Annotated in this window: 16 protein-coding genes and 1 pseudogene; 13 read left to right on the top strand and 4 right to left on the bottom strand. The window is 71.8% G+C overall.

Going from position 1 to position 16,145, the window contains the following annotated elements; translation table 11 throughout:
• Positions 1-45: 45 nt before the first annotated feature.
• Complete coding sequence (locus tag ACLQ3K_RS16865; protein WP_336672220.1) at positions 46-696, top strand: TetR/AcrR family transcriptional regulator; 651 nt, start codon at positions 46-48, stop codon at positions 694-696.
• A 180-nt stretch (positions 697-876) separates the two neighbouring features.
• Positions 877-2,040 carry a hypothetical protein gene (locus ACLQ3K_RS16860; RefSeq protein ID WP_336672219.1) on the top strand — a complete coding sequence of 388 codons (1,164 nt, stop codon included), beginning with the start codon at positions 877-879 and terminating at the stop codon, positions 2,038-2,040.
• 14 nt (positions 2,041-2,054) lie between these two features.
• Here the strand turns inward: ACLQ3K_RS16860 and ACLQ3K_RS16855 are convergent, their stop codons facing one another.
• Positions 2,055-2,648, bottom strand: a complete 594-nt coding sequence (locus tag ACLQ3K_RS16855; RefSeq protein ID WP_224645587.1) for a TetR/AcrR family transcriptional regulator — start codon at positions 2,646-2,648, stop codon at positions 2,055-2,057.
• Between the two features lie 48 nt (positions 2,649-2,696).
• Between ACLQ3K_RS16855 and ACLQ3K_RS16850 the strand changes: the two genes are divergently transcribed.
• Entirely contained in the window at positions 2,697-3,311 is a 615-nt protein-coding gene (locus tag ACLQ3K_RS16850) for a DUF1345 domain-containing protein (protein ID WP_426000866.1), read from the top strand.
• An 18-nt stretch (positions 3,312-3,329) separates the two neighbouring features.
• Here the strand turns inward: ACLQ3K_RS16850 and helR are convergent, their stop codons facing one another.
• Entirely contained in the window at positions 3,330-5,510 is a 2,181-nt protein-coding gene (gene helR, locus ACLQ3K_RS16845) for an RNA polymerase recycling motor ATPase HelR (RefSeq protein WP_426000865.1), read from the bottom strand.
• A 219-nt stretch (positions 5,511-5,729) separates the two neighbouring features.
• On the opposite strand from helR, the gene ACLQ3K_RS16840 reads away from it, so the two are divergent.
• The 6 genes and pseudogenes from ACLQ3K_RS16840 to ACLQ3K_RS16815 all read left to right on the top strand — a co-directional run bounded on the left by ACLQ3K_RS16840 (position 5,730) and on the right by ACLQ3K_RS16815 (position 10,270).
• Positions 5,730-6,374 carry an ABC transporter permease gene (locus ACLQ3K_RS16840; RefSeq protein ID WP_224645590.1) on the top strand — a complete coding sequence of 215 codons (645 nt, stop codon included), beginning with the start codon at positions 5,730-5,732 and terminating at the stop codon, positions 6,372-6,374.
• Positions 6,371-7,543, top strand: a complete 1,173-nt coding sequence (locus ACLQ3K_RS16835) for an ABC transporter ATP-binding protein (protein WP_336672215.1) — start codon at positions 6,371-6,373, stop codon at positions 7,541-7,543. The genes ACLQ3K_RS16840 and ACLQ3K_RS16835 overlap by 4 nt, the downstream gene beginning before the upstream one ends.
• Positions 7,540-8,337 (top strand): ABC transporter permease, encoded by a 798-nt coding sequence (locus ACLQ3K_RS16830; protein WP_426000864.1) that lies wholly within the window; start codon positions 7,540-7,542, stop codon positions 8,335-8,337. Before ACLQ3K_RS16835 ends, ACLQ3K_RS16830 begins: the two co-directional genes overlap by 4 nt.
• Entirely contained in the window at positions 8,334-9,320 is a 987-nt protein-coding gene (locus ACLQ3K_RS16825; protein WP_426000863.1) for a glycine betaine ABC transporter substrate-binding protein, read from the top strand. Before ACLQ3K_RS16830 ends, ACLQ3K_RS16825 begins: the two co-directional genes overlap by 4 nt.
• A gap of 71 nt (positions 9,321-9,391) precedes the next feature.
• A pseudogene (locus ACLQ3K_RS16820) lies at positions 9,392-9,889 on the top strand (cysteine dioxygenase); the annotation flags it as partial.
• Positions 9,869-10,270: a rhodanese-like domain-containing protein gene (locus ACLQ3K_RS16815; protein WP_336672265.1), complete on the top strand. Its 402-nt coding sequence runs from the start codon at positions 9,869-9,871 to the stop codon at positions 10,268-10,270. The pseudogene ACLQ3K_RS16820 and the gene ACLQ3K_RS16815, both read left to right, overlap by 21 nt.
• Here the strand turns inward: ACLQ3K_RS16815 and ACLQ3K_RS16810 are convergent.
• Positions 10,267-11,418: a GAF domain-containing protein gene (locus tag ACLQ3K_RS16810; RefSeq protein WP_426000862.1), complete on the bottom strand. Its 1,152-nt coding sequence runs from the start codon at positions 11,416-11,418 to the stop codon at positions 10,267-10,269. The genes ACLQ3K_RS16815 and ACLQ3K_RS16810 overlap by 4 nt on opposite strands.
• 83 nt (positions 11,419-11,501) lie before the next feature.
• Here ACLQ3K_RS16810 and ACLQ3K_RS16805 point away from each other — a divergent pair, with 83 nt between their 5' ends.
• Positions 11,502-11,750, top strand: coding sequence for a hypothetical protein (locus ACLQ3K_RS16805; RefSeq protein ID WP_224645594.1), 249 nt, complete (start codon positions 11,502-11,504; stop codon positions 11,748-11,750).
• A 5-nt stretch (positions 11,751-11,755) separates the two neighbouring features.
• Here the strand turns inward: ACLQ3K_RS16805 and ACLQ3K_RS16800 are convergent, their stop codons facing one another.
• Positions 11,756-12,403: a response regulator gene (locus ACLQ3K_RS16800; protein WP_426000861.1), complete on the bottom strand. Its 648-nt coding sequence runs from the start codon at positions 12,401-12,403 to the stop codon at positions 11,756-11,758.
• 195 nt (positions 12,404-12,598) lie between these two features.
• Between ACLQ3K_RS16800 and ACLQ3K_RS16795 the strand changes: the two genes are divergently transcribed.
• The 3 genes from ACLQ3K_RS16795 (at position 12,599) to ACLQ3K_RS16785 (ending at position 16,138) form a co-directional block, all read left to right on the top strand.
• Entirely contained in the window at positions 12,599-13,543 is a 945-nt protein-coding gene (locus ACLQ3K_RS16795) for an acyl-ACP desaturase (RefSeq protein WP_426000860.1), read from the top strand.
• A 24-nt stretch (positions 13,544-13,567) separates the two neighbouring features.
• Positions 13,568-14,248 carry a TIGR00266 family protein gene (locus ACLQ3K_RS16790; protein WP_336672211.1) on the top strand — a complete coding sequence of 227 codons (681 nt, stop codon included), beginning with the start codon at positions 13,568-13,570 and terminating at the stop codon, positions 14,246-14,248.
• Positions 14,249-14,371: 123 nt separating this feature from the next.
• Positions 14,372-16,138: a BCCT family transporter gene (locus tag ACLQ3K_RS16785; RefSeq protein ID WP_336672210.1), complete on the top strand. Its 1,767-nt coding sequence runs from the start codon at positions 14,372-14,374 to the stop codon at positions 16,136-16,138.
• Positions 16,139-16,145: the final 7 nt, after the last annotated feature.

Raw genomic sequence — 16,145 nt, 5'->3', positions numbered from 1 at the left:
TGGGACGATGCCGACGAATCGTCGGCCGGCGGAGAGGAGTGCGGGGTGACCGAGGTGATCGCGCAGGCGACCGCGCCCGCCGCCGTGGGCGCCACCAAGCACGCCACGAAAGTCGCGGCCAAGCGCGACGAGCTGGCGCGCGCGGCACTCAAGACGCTCTCCGAGCTCGGCTACGCGCGCACCAGCCTGCGCGAGATCGCTGCGAACTCCGAGTACAGCCACGGCGTGCTGCACTACTACTTCGCCGACCGGCTCGAGCTGATCGCGCACTGCGTCCACCTCTACAAGGCCGAGTGCATCGCCTCCTACGACGACGTCCTCCGCGCCGACGACGACGCGCCCGGGCTGCGGACCCGGTTCGCGGAGCGGCTCGCCGCGACGATGGAGCACGACCTCCCGACCCACAAGCTCTGGTACGACCTGCGCTCGCAGGCCATGTTCGAGGCGGCGCTCACCGACGACGTCCGCGAGATCGACGGCTCTCTCGAGGCGATGATCTGGCGGGTCGTGAGCCGCTACGCCGAACTCGCGGGCGGCGCGCCGCTCCTCGATGCCGCCGGCACCTACGCCGCGCTCGACGGCCCCTTCGAGCGTGCCGTCCGCCGCCGGGTCCTCGGCGATGAGACCGCCGCCACCGTGCTCACCGCGCAGGTCTTCGCCCTGCTCGACGCCCTCGTCGTCCGACCGGCCGGCTGAACGGGGCCCGACCGCGAACCCGGCGACGGGCGCCGAACAACAGCTCCCCGGGGCGGCCGAGCACACCTGCGACCTGGAACGGCAGGTCAAGGCGCGCAGCATTTTTCGGTGTGATGTATCAACTTCGTTAGCCCGAGATCAGACCCGGCTCGGCCGCCGACTTCTGGCTACCATCGCGTTGTGATCAATCCAAGTGCGCGTTCCCGAGGTGGCGCGAGTCACTTCGCCGGACGGCTGGCCCGCGCCGCCGCCGGGTCCGGAATGCTCGCCGTCTTCGGGGCGATGACGGCGGGTGGTGCGGTGTACGCGCTCGGCGGAACGCCGGCGCAGGAGCCGGTCCCGCAGACGCCTCGTCAGCCGACGGTCGCCACCGCTCCGGGACCGTCCGCCTCCGTCGCACCGCCCACGGACCCGGCGCGGATCGCGCTCAAGGCGGCGGACGACTCCCGCACCATGTTCACCCTGCTGTCCAACGCGGTCACCACGTCGACGGCCGGGATGTCGACCGCGATGGCGGGAGTTCCGCAGGTCTTCGACAGCGTGACGACGGCCCGAGCCGGCGCCGATGAGGTGGCCGCGGGCCTCGCGGAGACCGCGACGGCGTCGGCGGCCCTGGACCAGGTGTCCGCGTCGGCGAAGTCGTGGTCCGGGACCATCGGAGAGCTGCAGAGCCTCTCCGGGATGGCGGTCTCGATCCGCACCAACGCGGTGCAGCTGCGCACGCGACTCGTGGCGCAGCCGACCCCGGATGCGGCGGCGACCGTCGCGCAGCTGGACCAGCTCATCGCAGCGACGGACGGACTGTCGGCGCTGGGCGCCGCGGACGGCCTCGCCACCTCGCTGACATCGCTGACGCAGGCGGCGTCGTCCTCGTCGACGTCGCTGGGCCGGGCGCGCATCGCCGCGCGGTCACTGCGCGACGGGCTCGCGACGATCGAGAAGGCGCGACCCCAGGCGCTGGCCGCGACGACGAACCTCTCGACCGGTCTCCGGCAGCTGGACGTCGCACTGCGGTCGATCGACGCGCAGCTCGCGCTGGTACAGACGAAGCTCCGCGAGTCGGTGGACAACGGCTCGGAGACGCCCGCGCTCGTCGCCTCCCCGGTCGATCCGGGCACGCGCTGGGCGTGGTCGCTCTGCGCGGCCGGTGCCGCCGGGGCGATCCTTTCCCTCGCGGGGTTCGGGCGGCCGCGCCCGGCGCCCGCGCCGCCGCAGACGGCGGCACCCCTCGCCGATCTCGCGCGGGCGATCAGTGAGATCCCCACTCCGAGCCACGGGTTCGCGCGGCCCGACTCCGCCCACACCGACCCCTGGCTCCCGGTGCAGTTCTCCCGCGAGAACTGAGCGGGCGCGCGCGGTCAGCGGGTTGCCGGACCGCCCGGTTCGGGATCGTCGAGGGCCGAGCCGAGCGCACCGTCGGTGAAGGTGCGGAAGGCGAAGGCCAGGGTCTCGAGCGATTGCAGGGTGCCGCTCTCGTAGCCCACCAGCAGGTACAGCGCGGTGGTGGCGTACTTCTCGGCGAGCTCACGGTCGCCGATCACCTCGGTGTAGGTCTCCGCGATCACGTCGCGCCGCTCGAGGTCCACCTCCGCCTGGTGCCGCGCCACCTCCGGATCGTGCGCCGCCCACACGCGGATCGCCGCCTCCGTGGCGTGCGGCAGCGTCAGGCCGACGTGCGTGAGCGACATCAGCCGGTCGTAGGCGTCCGGTACCTGGCGGGCGGCCTCGATCAGCCGGTCGCTCTTGGTCTGCCGCCAGTACGTGATCAGCGCCGACGTGAACTCCGGCCAGCTCGGATACGCGTGGTAGAAGCTGCCGGTCGACGATCCGGCCTGCTCGCACACCGCGGCCAGCTTCAGCGCCGCGTGCCCCCGCTCGGCCAGGACCGCCAGCCCCGCCTCGAGGAAGCGCAGCTGCACGTAGCGCGACGGGCTCGAGCGGGCGGGCGGCATGCGGCGATGGTATCCGCCGGGCGCGGGGTGCCGTGGAAAGCTGACCGCATGCGACGTTCGGTACTGGTCCCCCTGCTCGAAACGGTGCTCACGCTGCTGGGCCTGACGTGGCTCGCCGCGGTGCTGGTGTTCGGCAGTTCCGCCGTGCCCCTGCTCATCCTGTGGAACGTGGCGGCCGTCGCCTACGTGGTGGCCGGCTGGTTCCTGCTGCGCCGCCGGATCCCCGCGGGCGAGGACGATCCGGACCTGATGTCGGCGCCGCGCTGGCAGACCGCGCTGTTCGCGGCGGTGGTCAGCGGCTCCGGCCTGGTGGGCGGCCTGCTCATGATCGCCACCCGCGGCGACGAGCCGGATCCCGTGCTCCAGCCCGTCGCCGCGGCCACGGTCCTCCTCTCCTGGCTGCTCCTGCACACCGCGTTCGCCCAGATCTACGCCCGCGACTACTTCTCCGCCGGCGGCCTGCAGTTCCCGGACTGCGAGCGCCCGCAGCTCACCGAGTTCGTCTACTTCTCCATCACGATCGGCACGTCCTTCGCGGTCTCGGACGTCACCGTCACCCGGCGTTCCACGCGGCGGCTGGTGATCGTGCACAGCGTGCTCAGCTTCTTCTTCAACGCGGCCGTCGTGGCGATCGCGCTGGACTGGATCAAGAGCGGAGGCTGAGCCCGTCGCGCCCCGGCGTCAGGACGCGGCGACGGGGCTCCCGAGCCCGGACAGGCACGCCGGCAACGGCGCCCGGTGCAGTACGCCGAGGCGCTGCGTCGCGCGGGTGAGCGCCACGTAGAGCTCCGCCGCGCCGCGCTCGCCGTCGGCGAGGATCGCCTCGGGGTCCACCACCAGCACCGCGTCGAACTCGAGCCCCTTCGTCTCCGAGGGCGGGACCGCGCCCGGCGTACCGTCGGGCCCGATGACGACGGACGTTCCTTCCCGCCCCGCCTCGTCGCGGGCGAACTCGTCGATCGCCCCGGCGAGACCGTCGCCGGTCACCCGCCGCGCCCATGGCCGGACCCCGGAGGCGCGCACCGACTCCGGCGGCACGGTGCCGGGCGCGAACTCCGCCAGCACGTCCGCCGCCACCGCCATGATCTCCGACGGGGTGCGGTAGTTCACCGTGAGCGCGGTGTACGCCCACCGGCCCGCGACGTACGGATCCAGCATCTCCGCCCACGAACGGGCGCCCGCCGGGGCGCTGCGCTGCGTGAGGTCGCCGACCACCGTGAACGAGCGGGACGGGCAGCGGCGCATCAGCACCCGCCAGTCCATCGCCGAGAGCTCCTGCGCCTCGTCGACCACCACATGCCGGTACACCCAGGTGCGGTCGGCCGCAGCGCGGTCCACGAGATCACGAGTATCGCGCTCCTCGAAGCGTTCGGCCAGGTCGTCGGCGTAGAGCAGATCGGTGGCGAAGAGATGGTCCTCGTCGTCCATCGAATCCGCCCGCGACACCAGCGAATCCAGCACGCCCTCCGCGAACTCCGCCTGCTCGCGCGCGACCCGCGCCGCGGAGTCGTCCGGGACCTCGTGCGGGCCGAGCAGCTCCGCGAGCTCGTCCAGCAGCGGCACGTCCGAGACGGTCCAGGCGGCACCGTCGGACCGCAGCAGCGACGGGTCCGCGCCCGCCGCGGCCAGCCGCTCGGGCGAGCTCAGCAGGTCCGCGAGCAGCGCCTCGGGGGAGAGCACGGGCCACAGCCGGTCGACGGTGCGCCGGAACGTCCCGTCCGCCGCGAGGTCGGCGAGCATGCCGGCCCGCATCTCCTCCCACGCCCGCGTGTCCTCGCGGCGCAGCCACTGCTTCCCGATCCGGCCCAGCGCCCGCTCGGTGATCGCCCAGGTCAGCACGTCGAGGAAGACGGTGCGCGCCTGGTTGTGCGGCTGCCCGCTGTCGCGCGCCTCGTCCCGGGCCCAGCCGACCACGTCGGCCTCGATCCGCACCGTGGCGTCGCCGAGCCCGATGGAGACGGGCGTCTCCGGCAGGGTGGAGAAGTCCGCGACCGCGGCGGCGAGCACGTCCGCCATCGCGGCCGCGCCCTTGATCCGCGCGACTGCGGGCGTGTCCTCCGCGCGGGTCGTGACGCCCGGGTAGAGCGTCGCCGGGGTCGCGAACACCACGTCGGATTCGCCGAGCGAGGGCAGCACCCGCCCGATGTGCCGCAGGAAGGACGTGTTCGGGCCCACCACCAGCACGCCGTGCCGCTCGAACCGCGCCCGCTGCGTGTACAGCAGGTACGCCACCCGGTGCAGCGCCACCACCGTCTTGCCGGTGCCGGGGCCGCCCTCGATCACGGTGACGCCCGGATTGTCGGAGCGGATGATCCGGTCCTGATCGGCCTGGATGGTCGCGACGATGTCGCGCATCCCCTCGCCGCGCGGCGCGTTCACCGCGGCCAGCAGCGCCGCGTCGCCGCGGGCGTCGGCGCCCGGGCGGCCCAGCATCTCGTCGGTGAACGCGGTCAGCGCGCGGCCCTCGCTGAGGAACTGCCGCCGCCGGTGCACGCCCTCCGGGTGCGCGCCCGTCGCGGTGTAGAACGGCCGCGACGCCGGGGCCCGCCAGTCCAGCAGCAACTCCTCCTCGCCGTCCTCGTCGTCGAACAGGCCCAGCCGCCCGACGTACCTCGTCCCGACGGTGCCGCCCGGCTCCCCGTCGAGCCGGCCGAAGGCCAGCCCCTCCTCGGCGACGCTCAGCCGCCGCACCTCCCGCGCGGAGGTCATCACGTCGCCCTCCCGGTCCACCGCCCGGCCCTCGTGGTCGCGCAGGGCGTCCGTGTAGCGTCGCCGCGCCCGGTCCCGTTCGGCGTCCAGCCGTGCGTACAACCCCGCCACGTACTCGCGCTCCGATGTCAGCTCGTTCTCGTATTCAGACATGCACCCACCTCGACAGAAATCGGATCCGGCCAGCGAGTATGCGCCCTCCACGGGGCCTTGCGGCAAGGCCCGGGGTGCGTTATAAGTTAGAAGGGGAAAGACTTCGGGGTGCCGTGTGTCCGCTCCCGCTTCGCCGCACGCCTTCTCCGGCCATTCCCGGTTCGGCCCACTCTGACGCGAATCGCGCGCGAACCCTCCATCGTCTGTAGGTTCGGATCCGTGGACCTCCGAAGATTCCTCGACGGTCGTGGGGGTCAGCTCGGCTTCCTCACCTACCAACACGCCTCGCTGGTGATCCAGTGCGTGGTGCTGGGAGCGGTGATCGCGCTGGTCATCGCGGCGCTGGTGTACCGCTCGCGCGCGGGGGCCGCGTTCGCCACCGCCGTCGCCTCCGTCGGTATGACGGTGCCGTCCCTCGCCCTGCTCGCACTGCTGCTCATCGTGTTCGGGCTGGGCGTCACCCCGTCGGTGACGATGCTCGCCTTCTACGCCACGCTGCCGATCCTGACCAGCGCGATCGTCGGGCTGCAGGCGGTGCCGCCGGCGCTGGTCGAGGCCGCCCGCGGCCTGGGCATGCCCCGCTGGCGGGTGCTGGCCACCGTCGAACTGCCGAATGCGTGGCCCGTGATCCTCACCGGGATCCGGGTCAGCACCCAGCTCGTGGTCGGCGTCGCGACGGTCGTCGCCTATGTGCTCGGGCCGGGCCTCGGCTCCCTGATCTTCTCCGGCCTCGCCCGCCTCGGCGGCGCCGGTGCACTCGAATCCGCGTTGGTGGGCACCGTTCTCGTGGTGGCCGTCGCGCTCGTACTCGACGGTCTGCTGGTGCTCCTGGGCCGCTTCACCGTCTCGAAGGGACTGCGATGAGTCAAACCACGGGCGTTGCCATCGAGCTGGAGAAGGTGATCAAGCGCTACCGCGGGCAGGAGAAGCCGGCGGTCAAGGAGCTGTCCATCGTCATCGAAGCGGGCGAGACCGTCGCCATCGTCGGTCCCTCCGGCTGCGGCAAGACCACCACGCTGAAGATGATCAACCGGTTGATCGAGCCCACCTCGGGTCGGGTGCTCATCGGCGGGACGGACGTCACCAAGGCGGACGCCGACGGCCTGCGGCAGGGCATCGGCTACGTGGTCCAGGCCGGTGGCCTGTTCCCGCACTGGACCGTCGAGAAGAACATCGGCGCCGTGCCGGGCCTGCTCGGCTGGGACAAGGCCCGCACCCGCGCCCGGGTCACCGAGCTGCTGGAACTGGTCGGGCTGGACCCGGACGTCTTCCGCGGCCGGTTCCCCAAGGAGATGTCCGGCGGCCAGCAGCAGCGCGTCGGCGTCGCCCGCGCGCTCGCCGCCGATCCGCCGGTCCTGCTCATGGACGAGCCCTTCGGCGCCGTCGACCCCATCACCCGCGTGCGGCTGCAGGACCAGCTCCTCGCGATCCAGGAGGAGCTGCACAAGACCATCGTGATCGTCACGCACGACGTCGACGAGGCGATCAAGCTGGGCGACCGGGTGCTGATCCTCTCCGAGGGCGGCCAGATCGAGCAGTTCGGCACGCCCGAGGAGATCCTGACCGCGCCGGCCAACGCCTTCGTGGAGGAGTTCGTCGGCTCGGGCGCCACCCTCAAGCACCTCTCGCTCAGCTCCGTGGGCGAGATCCCCAGCGCCCCCGTCGTGCTCGCGCGCCCCGGCGACCCGTCGGAGGAGGTGGCCGCGCGGGCCAAGGAGGCGAAGCTCAGCTGGGTCGTCGTGGTCGACGAGGACGACCGGCCGCGCGCCTGGCCCTCCGTCTCCGAGGTGCTGAGCAAGCCCGTCGTCTCGACCTACGTCGACCAGCGACTGCCCGTCGCCGAGCGCACCGCGACCCTCGCGGACGCGCTCGACGTGATGCTGGCCGCCAGCCAGGGCGGCGTGCTCGTCACGCAGCGCGGCAAGGTGATCGGCGCGCTCACCATCGAACAGGTCGCGCAGCGGATCCGCGAGCGCCAGGCCATCGCGAATCCCGAACAGGCCGCCGACACCTACCGGGCGGCCCCGTCGTGACCGCCGCGGCGAACGCGTCCAAGGAGGCGCGCGTCGGGCCCACGCCGCGATTCGCGGGCGGTGTGCCGATCGACCTGATCCTCGAACCGCTGCTCGTCGTGGTCGGCTTCGTCGGCTATCTGATCTGGCACGCGAGCCAGGACTTCTCGGAGACCGAGGCGGTGCAGCTGCAGTGGTCCGAGCTCGGCGGTTCGGTGTGGGAACACATCCAGCTGACCGTGGTCTCCGCCGTGCTGGTGGTGCTCATCGCGATCCCGCTGGGGATACTGGCGACGCGCAAGCGGTTCGCGCGCATCGCGCCGGTGATCGTCGCCCTCGCCAACGTCGGCCAGGCCGCGCCCGTGCTGGGCATGGTCGTGCTGTTCGCCATGTGGTTCGGTACCGGCTTCGGCACCGCCGTCGCCGCGCTCGTCGTCTACGCGGTGCTGCCGATCCTGCAGAACACCGTGACCGGCCTGCGGCAGGTGGACGACCGTGTCATCGAGGCCGCGCGCGGCCAGGGTTTCTCGGCCTTCCAGACGTTGATCCGGGTCGAGCTGCCGCTGTCGGTTCCGGTGATCCTGCACGGTGTGCGCACTGCGCTGGTCATCCTCGTCGGCACCGCCACCCTCGGCACCTTCATCGGCGCCGGCGGACTGGGCGTGCTCATCACCACCGGCGTCACCCTGTACCTGCCGGCCCTGCTCTTCTCGGGCGCGCTGCTGGTCGCGCTGCTCGCGCTCGGCATCGACTGGCTGGCCCGGCTCGCCGAGTACCTGCTGGCGCCGCGCGGCCTGCGCGGGGTGACCGCATGACGGCGCGCGGGACCGGGCGGGTGCGCGTGCGGCGCGCACTGCTGCCCGTGGTGGCGGCACTGTCGCTCGTGCTCGCAGGCTGCGGGCTCGAGAGTTCGTCGGGCCACTTCGTGCACGCCGAGTCCTCGGACGGCCAGACCCCGCTGGCGGGCGCGAAGATCTCGGTGACGTCGAAGTCCTTCTCCGAGGGCATCCTGCTCGGCAAGATCAGCACGACGATCCTGCAGGCCGCGGGCGCCGAGATCACCGACCTCACCAACGCGCCGGGCTCGATGTCCTCCCGGCAGGCGATGACGAGCGGCGCCGCCGACGTCTCGTGGGAGTACACCGGCACCATCTGGGTCAGCTACCTCGGGCAGACGGAGACGATCAGCGACTCCACCGCGCTGTGGACCCGCGTCCGCGACGCGGAGCGGGCCAACGGGATCGAGGTCCTCACCCCGGCCCCGTTCAACAACACCTACGCCTTCGCGGTGACCCCGGCGCAGAAGGCGCAGCTGAAGCTGAACACGCTGAGCGAGTTGTTCCGGCTGCCGCCCGCGCAGCGCTCCCTCTGCGTCGACCCCGAGTTCCAGTCGCGCCCCGACGGACTGGGGCGCCTCTTGGACAAGTACGAGGTGCCGCTCGGCAGCGGCACGCCGGCGAACACTATCACGACGATGGACGCGGGCGTGATCTACTCCGCGATCTCCGGCAACACCTGCCTCGCGGGCGACGTCTACGCCACCGACGGCCGCATTCGCAAGCTCGGGCTGCAGTTGTTGGAGGACGACCGGAAGTTCTTCCTGCCCTACGACGGCGTGCCGGAGGTCCGGACGGACGCGCTGGCGAAGTACCCCGCCATCAAGGACGTGCTGGCCAAGGTGAGCCGCCTGCTGACCAACGAGACGATGCAGGAGCTCAACGGGCAGATCGACATCGAGGGCCGCGATCCCGCCGACGTGGCCGCCACCTGGCTCAAGAAGGTGGGGCTCGTCCGCTGAGGGCCCGCGGCTTTCGGTCGCGGTGAGCGGAAGGGTTCACCCCGCGGGTGCCCCGTCCGACACTGAACCGCATGACCGATACCGCACCGGACCTGCTGGCGCTCACCGCGACCGAGGCCGCGAAGGTGTGTGCCGGCGAGTACGACCGCGTGATCCCCACCGACTGGCCGGCGGGCGAGCGGTGGTCGACCCGCCTGTGGGGCGACGACGACGTGGACGTCTGGCTCATCAGCTGGGTGCCCGAGCGTTCGACGGAGCTGCACGACCACGCCGGCTCGCTGGGCGCGCTCACCGTGGTCTCGGGCGCGCTCGCGGAGCGCAGCTGGGACGGGGAAGCCCTGCGGGAGCGGCGGATCGACGCCGGCGGGCAGGCGTCCTTCGACCGCGGCTGGGTGCACGACGTGACCCGACACGCCGACGCCCACGACGCGGCGACGGGCGAGGCGGCCACGCCCACCCTCTCCGTGCACGCCTACTCCCCGCCGCTCACCGCGATGTCGTACTACGAGGTGACGCCGGTCGGCAGGCTGCGCCGCGTGCGTAGCGAGCTGACCGACGAACCCGAGGGCCCCACCGGCGGGCGCGGCGTCGACGGGCTCCTGGCGGGCGCGCGGGACCGCATCGACCGGGTCGAGGCCGCCGACCTGCGCGCCGAGCTGGACGCCGGCGCCGTCCTCGTCGACACCCGTCCCGCGGCGCAGCGCGCCGTCGAGGGCGAGGTCGACGGAGCCCTGATCATCGAGCGGAACGTGCTCGAATGGCGGCTCGATCCGACGTCCGACGCCCGGATCCCCGAGGCCACGGGCTGGGATGTGCGGTGGATCGTGCTGTGCTCCGAGGGCTACGCCAGCTCCCTGGCCGCCGCCGCCCTGCGCGACATCGGGCTGCACCGCGCCACGGACCTCGCGGGTGGGTACAAGGCGCTCACGGCGGTGCCCTCCGCCGGTTAGGGGTCCCGCGGAACCGACCACCGCACGACGGTGCCGGGCCGCTCCGCCGTCGCGTCCGCCGGCAGCAGGTCGACGGTGCCGCCCCGCAGCTCCGCGCGGGTGGCGAGGTTCCGCAGCCCGCTGCGTCGGCCACCGTCGGGGATGCCCGTCCCGTCGTCGGCGACCTCCACGGTGACCGCTTCGCCGCTCGCGATCACCGTGACCGCGACGCGGGTGCCGCCCGAGTGGCGGATCGCGTTGGAGACGCTCTCCGTCACCACGGCCTCGAGATCACGGGCGAGGCCGTCGTCGGCCACGGCGCTCTCCACCGGGCCGGAGAAGCCGACGTCGACGGCCGTCTCGCCGCCGTGCGCGACGGCCCGCACCGCGCGCACGAGCCGGCTCCGGAGCCCGCTCCCGTCGGTCGAGAGCTCGAAGATCGTCGAGCGGATGTCGGCGATCGTGCGGTCGAGCTCACCGATGGCGGCGTCGAGCCGCTCGCGGACGGGCTCGTCCGCCGCGGCGGAGCGCGCCACCTGCAGCCCGAGGCCGGCGGCGAAGATCCGCTGGATCACGTGGTCGTGCAGGTCGCGCCCGATCCGCTCGCGCTCCTCGATGACCTGCAGCTCGCCGAGACGCTGCTGCTGGCGCAGCGTCTCCGCGTGCATCTGGGCGTTGTCGATGGCGACCGCCGTGGCGGCGGCGAAGATCTCGATCGCCTTCGCGTCGCCGGCCGTGAAGGCGACACCGTCGGCCTTCTCCGCCAGGTAGATGCACCCGAACAGGTTCCCGCCGACGATGATCGGCGCGCCCAGGAAGCTGTGCATCGGGGGGTGGTTCGGCGGGAAGCCGACCGAGGACGGGTGCTCGGAGAGCTCCGCGATCCGGACCGGCTGCTGCACCTCGAGGAGGTACCCCAGCAGGCCGCGGCCGCACGGGGGATCACCGATCAGCGCCGCCGTCTCCGCGTCCACGCCGACGTAGATGAACTCCTCCAGCGAGCCGTCGTCACTGCTCACGCCCACCGCCCCGTACCGCGCGTCCACCAGTGCCATCGCGGAGGTGACGATGCGGCGCACCGTCGCGGGCAGGTCCAGTCCCTGGGCCACGACCATCACGGCGCTGAGGATGTCCTGCAGGTCGGCGTCCGGCCCGTGCTCCGCCGTCACCGGACCGCGCCCCGCAGATGGAGGAGCAGCGTCGGGACGAACGTCCCTGGCGCGGAGCCCATCCGGGCGCCACGCTGGGCGGCGTGAACGGAATCGACATCGACCCGCTGGACCGGTCCGACGTGCGCGCCCTCGTCGTGGACCTCGCCGAGGCCGCCTACACCGGCCGCCTCGCCCGCTGGAACGAGGTGCGCACGACCGCGGCCCTCGACGACCTGGATTGGGAGTACCTGGTGTGCCGGCTCCTGGGCCGGCTGCTCGCGGAGCGCGCGGTGCAGCGCGGCACCCCCGCGGTCGACGCGTGGCGCCAGGCCCGCGCGGCGCTGGCCTGAGCCGGTCATCGGCGGGCCCCGCCCGCGTCGCGCCATTGCGCCGCGCGCAGGGCCGCCTGCACCCGGTTCTCCACGCCGAGCTTCGCCAGGATGCCGGTCACGTGATTGCGGACGGTCTTCTCCGCCAGGAACATCCGCTCCGCGATCTGCTTGTTCGTCAGACCCTCGGCGAGCAGCTCGAGGACGGCTTCCTCCTGCCCGGTCAGGCCCGTCGGTGCCGGCGGGGCCTCCTGGCCCCGGCGGATGCGCTGCAGCACCCGGGCGGTGCTCGCGGAGTCCAGCAGCGAACCGCCGGCCGCGACGGTGCGGATCGCCGACACCAGCTCGGTCCCGCGGATCTGCTTGAGCACGTAGCCCTGCGCGCCCGCGGTGATCGCGTCGAGCAGGGCCTCGTCGTCGGAGTACGAGGTGAGCACGAGGCAGGGCAGGTCGGGCAGCTGGTCGCGGAGCGTGCGGACGAGGTCGATGCCCGAGCCGTCGGGCAGGCGCACGTCGACCACCGCGACGTCCGGGCGCACGGCGGGGATGCGGGCGAGGGCCTCGCGGACCGTCGACGCCTCGCCCACCACGGTGTGGCTGCCGTCGGAGGCGAGGAGGTCGGCCAGGCCGCGCCGGACGATCTCGTGGTCGTCGACGAGGAATACCGAGGACATGCCCTCAGCGTAGGCCCGTACGGGGCGTGGGCCCTCCTCGGCGGACCGTCGCCGGGCGAGGACGGGACATACGTCCCGGGCGCACCGGTACGCACGTCCCCACCAGTGGTGACGCACCGCCGGGCCGGGATGCGGGACGCCGTCGGGGACCATCGCCCCTGCCCGTGCCGGCCGCGGCGGGCCAGGCTGGGAATCATGAGTGATCTGACCGACCTGGAACTGCTGTACGAGCTCTCGGAGACGGCCGAGCGGGAGGTCGACCGGCACCTCCGGCAGGCGGTCGACTGGCACCCGCACGACTACGTGCCGTGGAGCCGCGGCCGCGACTTCGCCGCGCTCGGCGGCGAGGACTTCCGGGAGAGCGACTCCGCGCTGTCGCCCGTCGCCCGGGCGTCGCTGGTGATGAACCTGCTCACCGAGGACAACCTCCCGAGCTACCACCGCGAGATCGCCGAGAACTTCACCCTCGACGGTGCCTGGGGCTACTGGGTGCACCGCTGGACGGCGGAGGAGGCGCGGCACTCGATCGTGCTGCGCGACTACCTCACCGTGACCCGCGGGGTCGATCCCGTCGAACTCGAGGGCCTGCGGATGACGCAGATGCAGCACGGCTTCGCGCCGGGGATGAACTCGATGCTGCTGTCGGTGAGCTACGTGACCTTCCAGGAGCTCGCGACGCGGATCAGCCATCGCAACACCGCCGCGGTCTGCGACGATCCCGTCGCCGACCGGATGCTCGCCCGGGTCGCCGCCGACGAGAACCTGCACATGCTCTTCTACCGCAACATCCTCGGCGCCGCGATCGAGGTCGCGCCGGCGCAGGCCCTCGCCGCGATCCACGCCGTGCTCACCAACTTCCAGATGCCCGGCGCCGCGCTCCCGCACTTCCGGCGCGACGCTGTGCTCATGGCGAAGAGCGGCATCTACGACCTGCGCCAGCACCGCGACGCCGTGGTCGTGCCGGTGCTGCGCCATTGGCGGCTCCTCGAGCGCACCGACCTCACCGGCGAGGCCGCGCGGCTGCGCGACCTGATCGGCGACTTCGTCGAGGAGCTGGACGTCCGGGCACGGAAGTTCGAGGCCGCGCGCGACCGCGCACTCGAGCGGGACGCCCGCCGCCGGGAGCGTGTCGCGGGGTGACCGGATTCGGCTAGATTCGACGGCATGCAGGTACAGCTCCGTCACAACCCGTCGTTCTCCATGGCCCGCTGCCAGCTGGCGCCCAACGAGCCGATGACCGTGGAGTCGGGCGCGATGGTGGCGCACTCCGCCGGGATGAACCTCCAGTCGCAGGCGCAGGGCGGCATCATGCAGGGCCTCAAGCGCAGCCTGCTCTCCGGCGAGTCGTTCTTCGTCTCCACCTTCACCGCGCCGCCGCAGGGCGGCTGGGTCGACATCGCGGGCACGCTGCCCGGCGACATCGCCGTGCTGCAGATCCAGCCGGACCGGCCCTACTACGTGACCCGCGGCGGGTGGCTCGCGAGCTCCCACGGCGTGCAGACCACCACCCAGTTCGGTGGTGCGAAGACCTTCTTCGGCGGCGAGGGCGCGTTCGGCCTGCAGGCCGCGGGCCAGGGCGAGGTGCTCGTCGCCTGCTACGGCGCCATCGACGTGATCGACCTGCGGCCGGGCGAGCAGGTGGTCATCGACACCGGGCACGTCGTGGCCTACGACCTCAACATGCAGTTCACCATGCGGCGCGCCGTGCAGGGGAAGTGGATCCAGTCGATGAAGTCCGGCGAGGGCATGGTCTTCGAGTTCACCGGCCCGGGGCGGGTGCTGCTGCAGACCCGGAATCCGCGCGGCCTCGAGGGCTGGGTGCGGTCGGTCGTCCCGTCCGGTTAGACGTCGGAAGGTTTCTCCGGCGTACGAACGCCCAGGTCGGGCAGTGTAGTTCGCCGCGTCAGGGCCTGTGGGACTTCACCGGAGATTTGACCGGTGCCATGTCCACTGTGATCTAGTGGGATCATGGCTACTGTAACTAATAAGACAGGAGACCATCGCCGGACGACCGACTGGGTCGTTTTCGGTGTGACGGCCGCCGCGGTTCTGGCGTTCGTCCTCTGGGGTTTCCTGGATTCGGACGGGTTGAAGAAGACGACCTCCGATGTCCTCAATTGGATCATCACCGATTTGGGTTGGCTGTTCCTGATCTCAGCCAGCTTCTTCGTCCTTTTCGCAGCTTTCCTCGCCTTCTCCCGATTCGGTCGCATCCCGCTGGGACGCGACGGTGAGAAGCCCGAGTTCAAGACCGTCTCGTGGATCGCGATGATGTTCAGCGCGGGCATGGGCATCGGCCTGATGTTCTTCGGCGCCGCCGAGCCGATCTACCACTTCGTCGGCGCGCCTCCCGGAATGAACGGCCACGACGTGGCCGTCGCGATGGCGACCACCATGTTCCACTGGGGCTTCCACCCGTGGGCGATCTACGCCGTGGTCGGCCTCGCGATCGCGTACAGCACCTACCGGTGCGGTCGCAGCCAGCTGATCAGCTCGGTCTTCGCGCCGATCTTCAATCGCACCGGCGGGCACGGCGTCGGCGGCCGGATCATCGACATCCTGGCCATCTTCGCCACGCTGTTCGGCACCACCGCCTCGCTCGGCCTCGGCGCCGCGCAGGTCGGCGCCGGCCTGGAGCGGCTCGGCTGGGCCGAGGACGGTTCCAGCAAGCTGCTGCTCGTGGCCATCATCGCCATCCTGACGCTGGCCTTCGTGGCCTCGGCGGTCTCGGGCGTCGCCAAGGGAATCCAGTGGCTCTCGAACACCAACATGGTGCTCGCGCTGGTGCTGGCGGTCTTCGTCTTCGTGGTCGGCCCCACCGTGTTCATCCTGAACCTGCTGCCCACGTCGATGGGCGCGTACGCGGCCGACTTCATGGACATGTCGGCCCGGTCCGCCGCCAACGAGCCTGAGGCCGGCAAGTGGCTGGCCTCGTGGACCATCTTCTACTGGGCCTGGTGGGTCAGCTGGACGCCGTTCGTGGGCCTGTTCCTCGCGAAGATCTCGCGCGGCCGCACCATTCGCGAGTTCGTGATCGGCGTCATGGCCGTGCCCACCCTGGTCTCGTTGGTCTGGTTCGCCGTCTTCGGCGGCACCGCGATCAACCAGGAGCAGGCGGGCCTCGGCATCAGCAAGGCGGAGAACGAGGAGGTCATGCTCTTCGACGTCCTCGGCAACCTGCCGTGGCCGACCATCACCGCCTTCCTGGTGGTGCTCCTCGTCGGGATCTTCTTCGTCTCCGGGGCCGACTCCGCGTCCATCGTGATGGGCACGCTGTCGCAGCGCGGGGCCGAGGAACCGAACCGGATGATCACGATCTTCTGGGGCGTGCTCACCGGTACCGTTGCGGCGCTACTGCTCTGGGTGAGCGGCGACGATGCGCTGACCGGCATCAAACAGATGGCGATCATCGCGGCGGCGCCCTTCCTCGTGGTGATGGTCGGGATGTGCGTGGGCCTGATGATGGACCTCTGGCACGATCCGCTGATCGTGGCGGAGCGGGCGCACCGCGACGAGCTCGGCGAGCGGATGCGCTGGCACGCCAACACGCTCGCGGTGACCGACGACAGCACCGACGTGCTGCCCTCGGACGACCTGCCCGTGTACTCCGACGGCGAGGTCCCGGAGGACCTCTACCACCCGCCGCACACCGGCGAGCTGGTCACCGTCGAGGTCTACGACGCCGATCACTCCGGGCCGATCGAAATCGATCCGAAGGACGACGCCTCCCGGTAGACAGGGA

The organism is Tsukamurella sp. DT100 (assembly GCF_049844855.1).
Lineage (GTDB): Bacteria > Actinomycetota > Actinomycetes > Mycobacteriales > Mycobacteriaceae > Tsukamurella.
Note: the sequence above shows the minus strand (reverse complement) of the source record. Positions and strands in the feature narration are given on the sequence as shown.

Bases quoted from the DNA above. Each gene is read 5' to 3' on its own strand.
- ACLQ3K_RS16855 (WP_224645587.1), bottom strand. From the start codon at position 2,648: ATGCCGCCCGCCCGCTCGAGCCCGTCGCGCTACGTGCAGCTGCGCTTC.
- ACLQ3K_RS16850 (WP_426000866.1), top strand. From the start codon at position 2,697: ATGCGACGTTCGGTACTGGTCCCCCTGCTCGAAACGGTGCTCACGCTG.
- helR (WP_426000865.1), bottom strand. From the start codon at position 5,510: ATGTCTGAATACGAGAACGAGCTGACATCGGAGCGCGAGTACGTGGCG.
- ACLQ3K_RS16835 (WP_336672215.1), top strand. From the start codon at position 6,371: ATGAGTCAAACCACGGGCGTTGCCATCGAGCTGGAGAAGGTGATCAAG.
- ACLQ3K_RS16825 (WP_426000863.1), top strand. From the start codon at position 8,334: ATGACGGCGCGCGGGACCGGGCGGGTGCGCGTGCGGCGCGCACTGCTG.
- ACLQ3K_RS16800 (WP_426000861.1), bottom strand. From the start codon at position 12,403: ATGTCCTCGGTATTCCTCGTCGACGACCACGAGATCGTCCGGCGCGGC.
- ACLQ3K_RS16795 (WP_426000860.1), top strand. From the start codon at position 12,599: ATGAGTGATCTGACCGACCTGGAACTGCTGTACGAGCTCTCGGAGACG.
- ACLQ3K_RS16790 (WP_336672211.1), top strand. From the start codon at position 13,568: ATGCAGGTACAGCTCCGTCACAACCCGTCGTTCTCCATGGCCCGCTGC.
- ACLQ3K_RS16785 (WP_336672210.1), top strand. From the start codon at position 14,372: ATGGCTACTGTAACTAATAAGACAGGAGACCATCGCCGGACGACCGAC.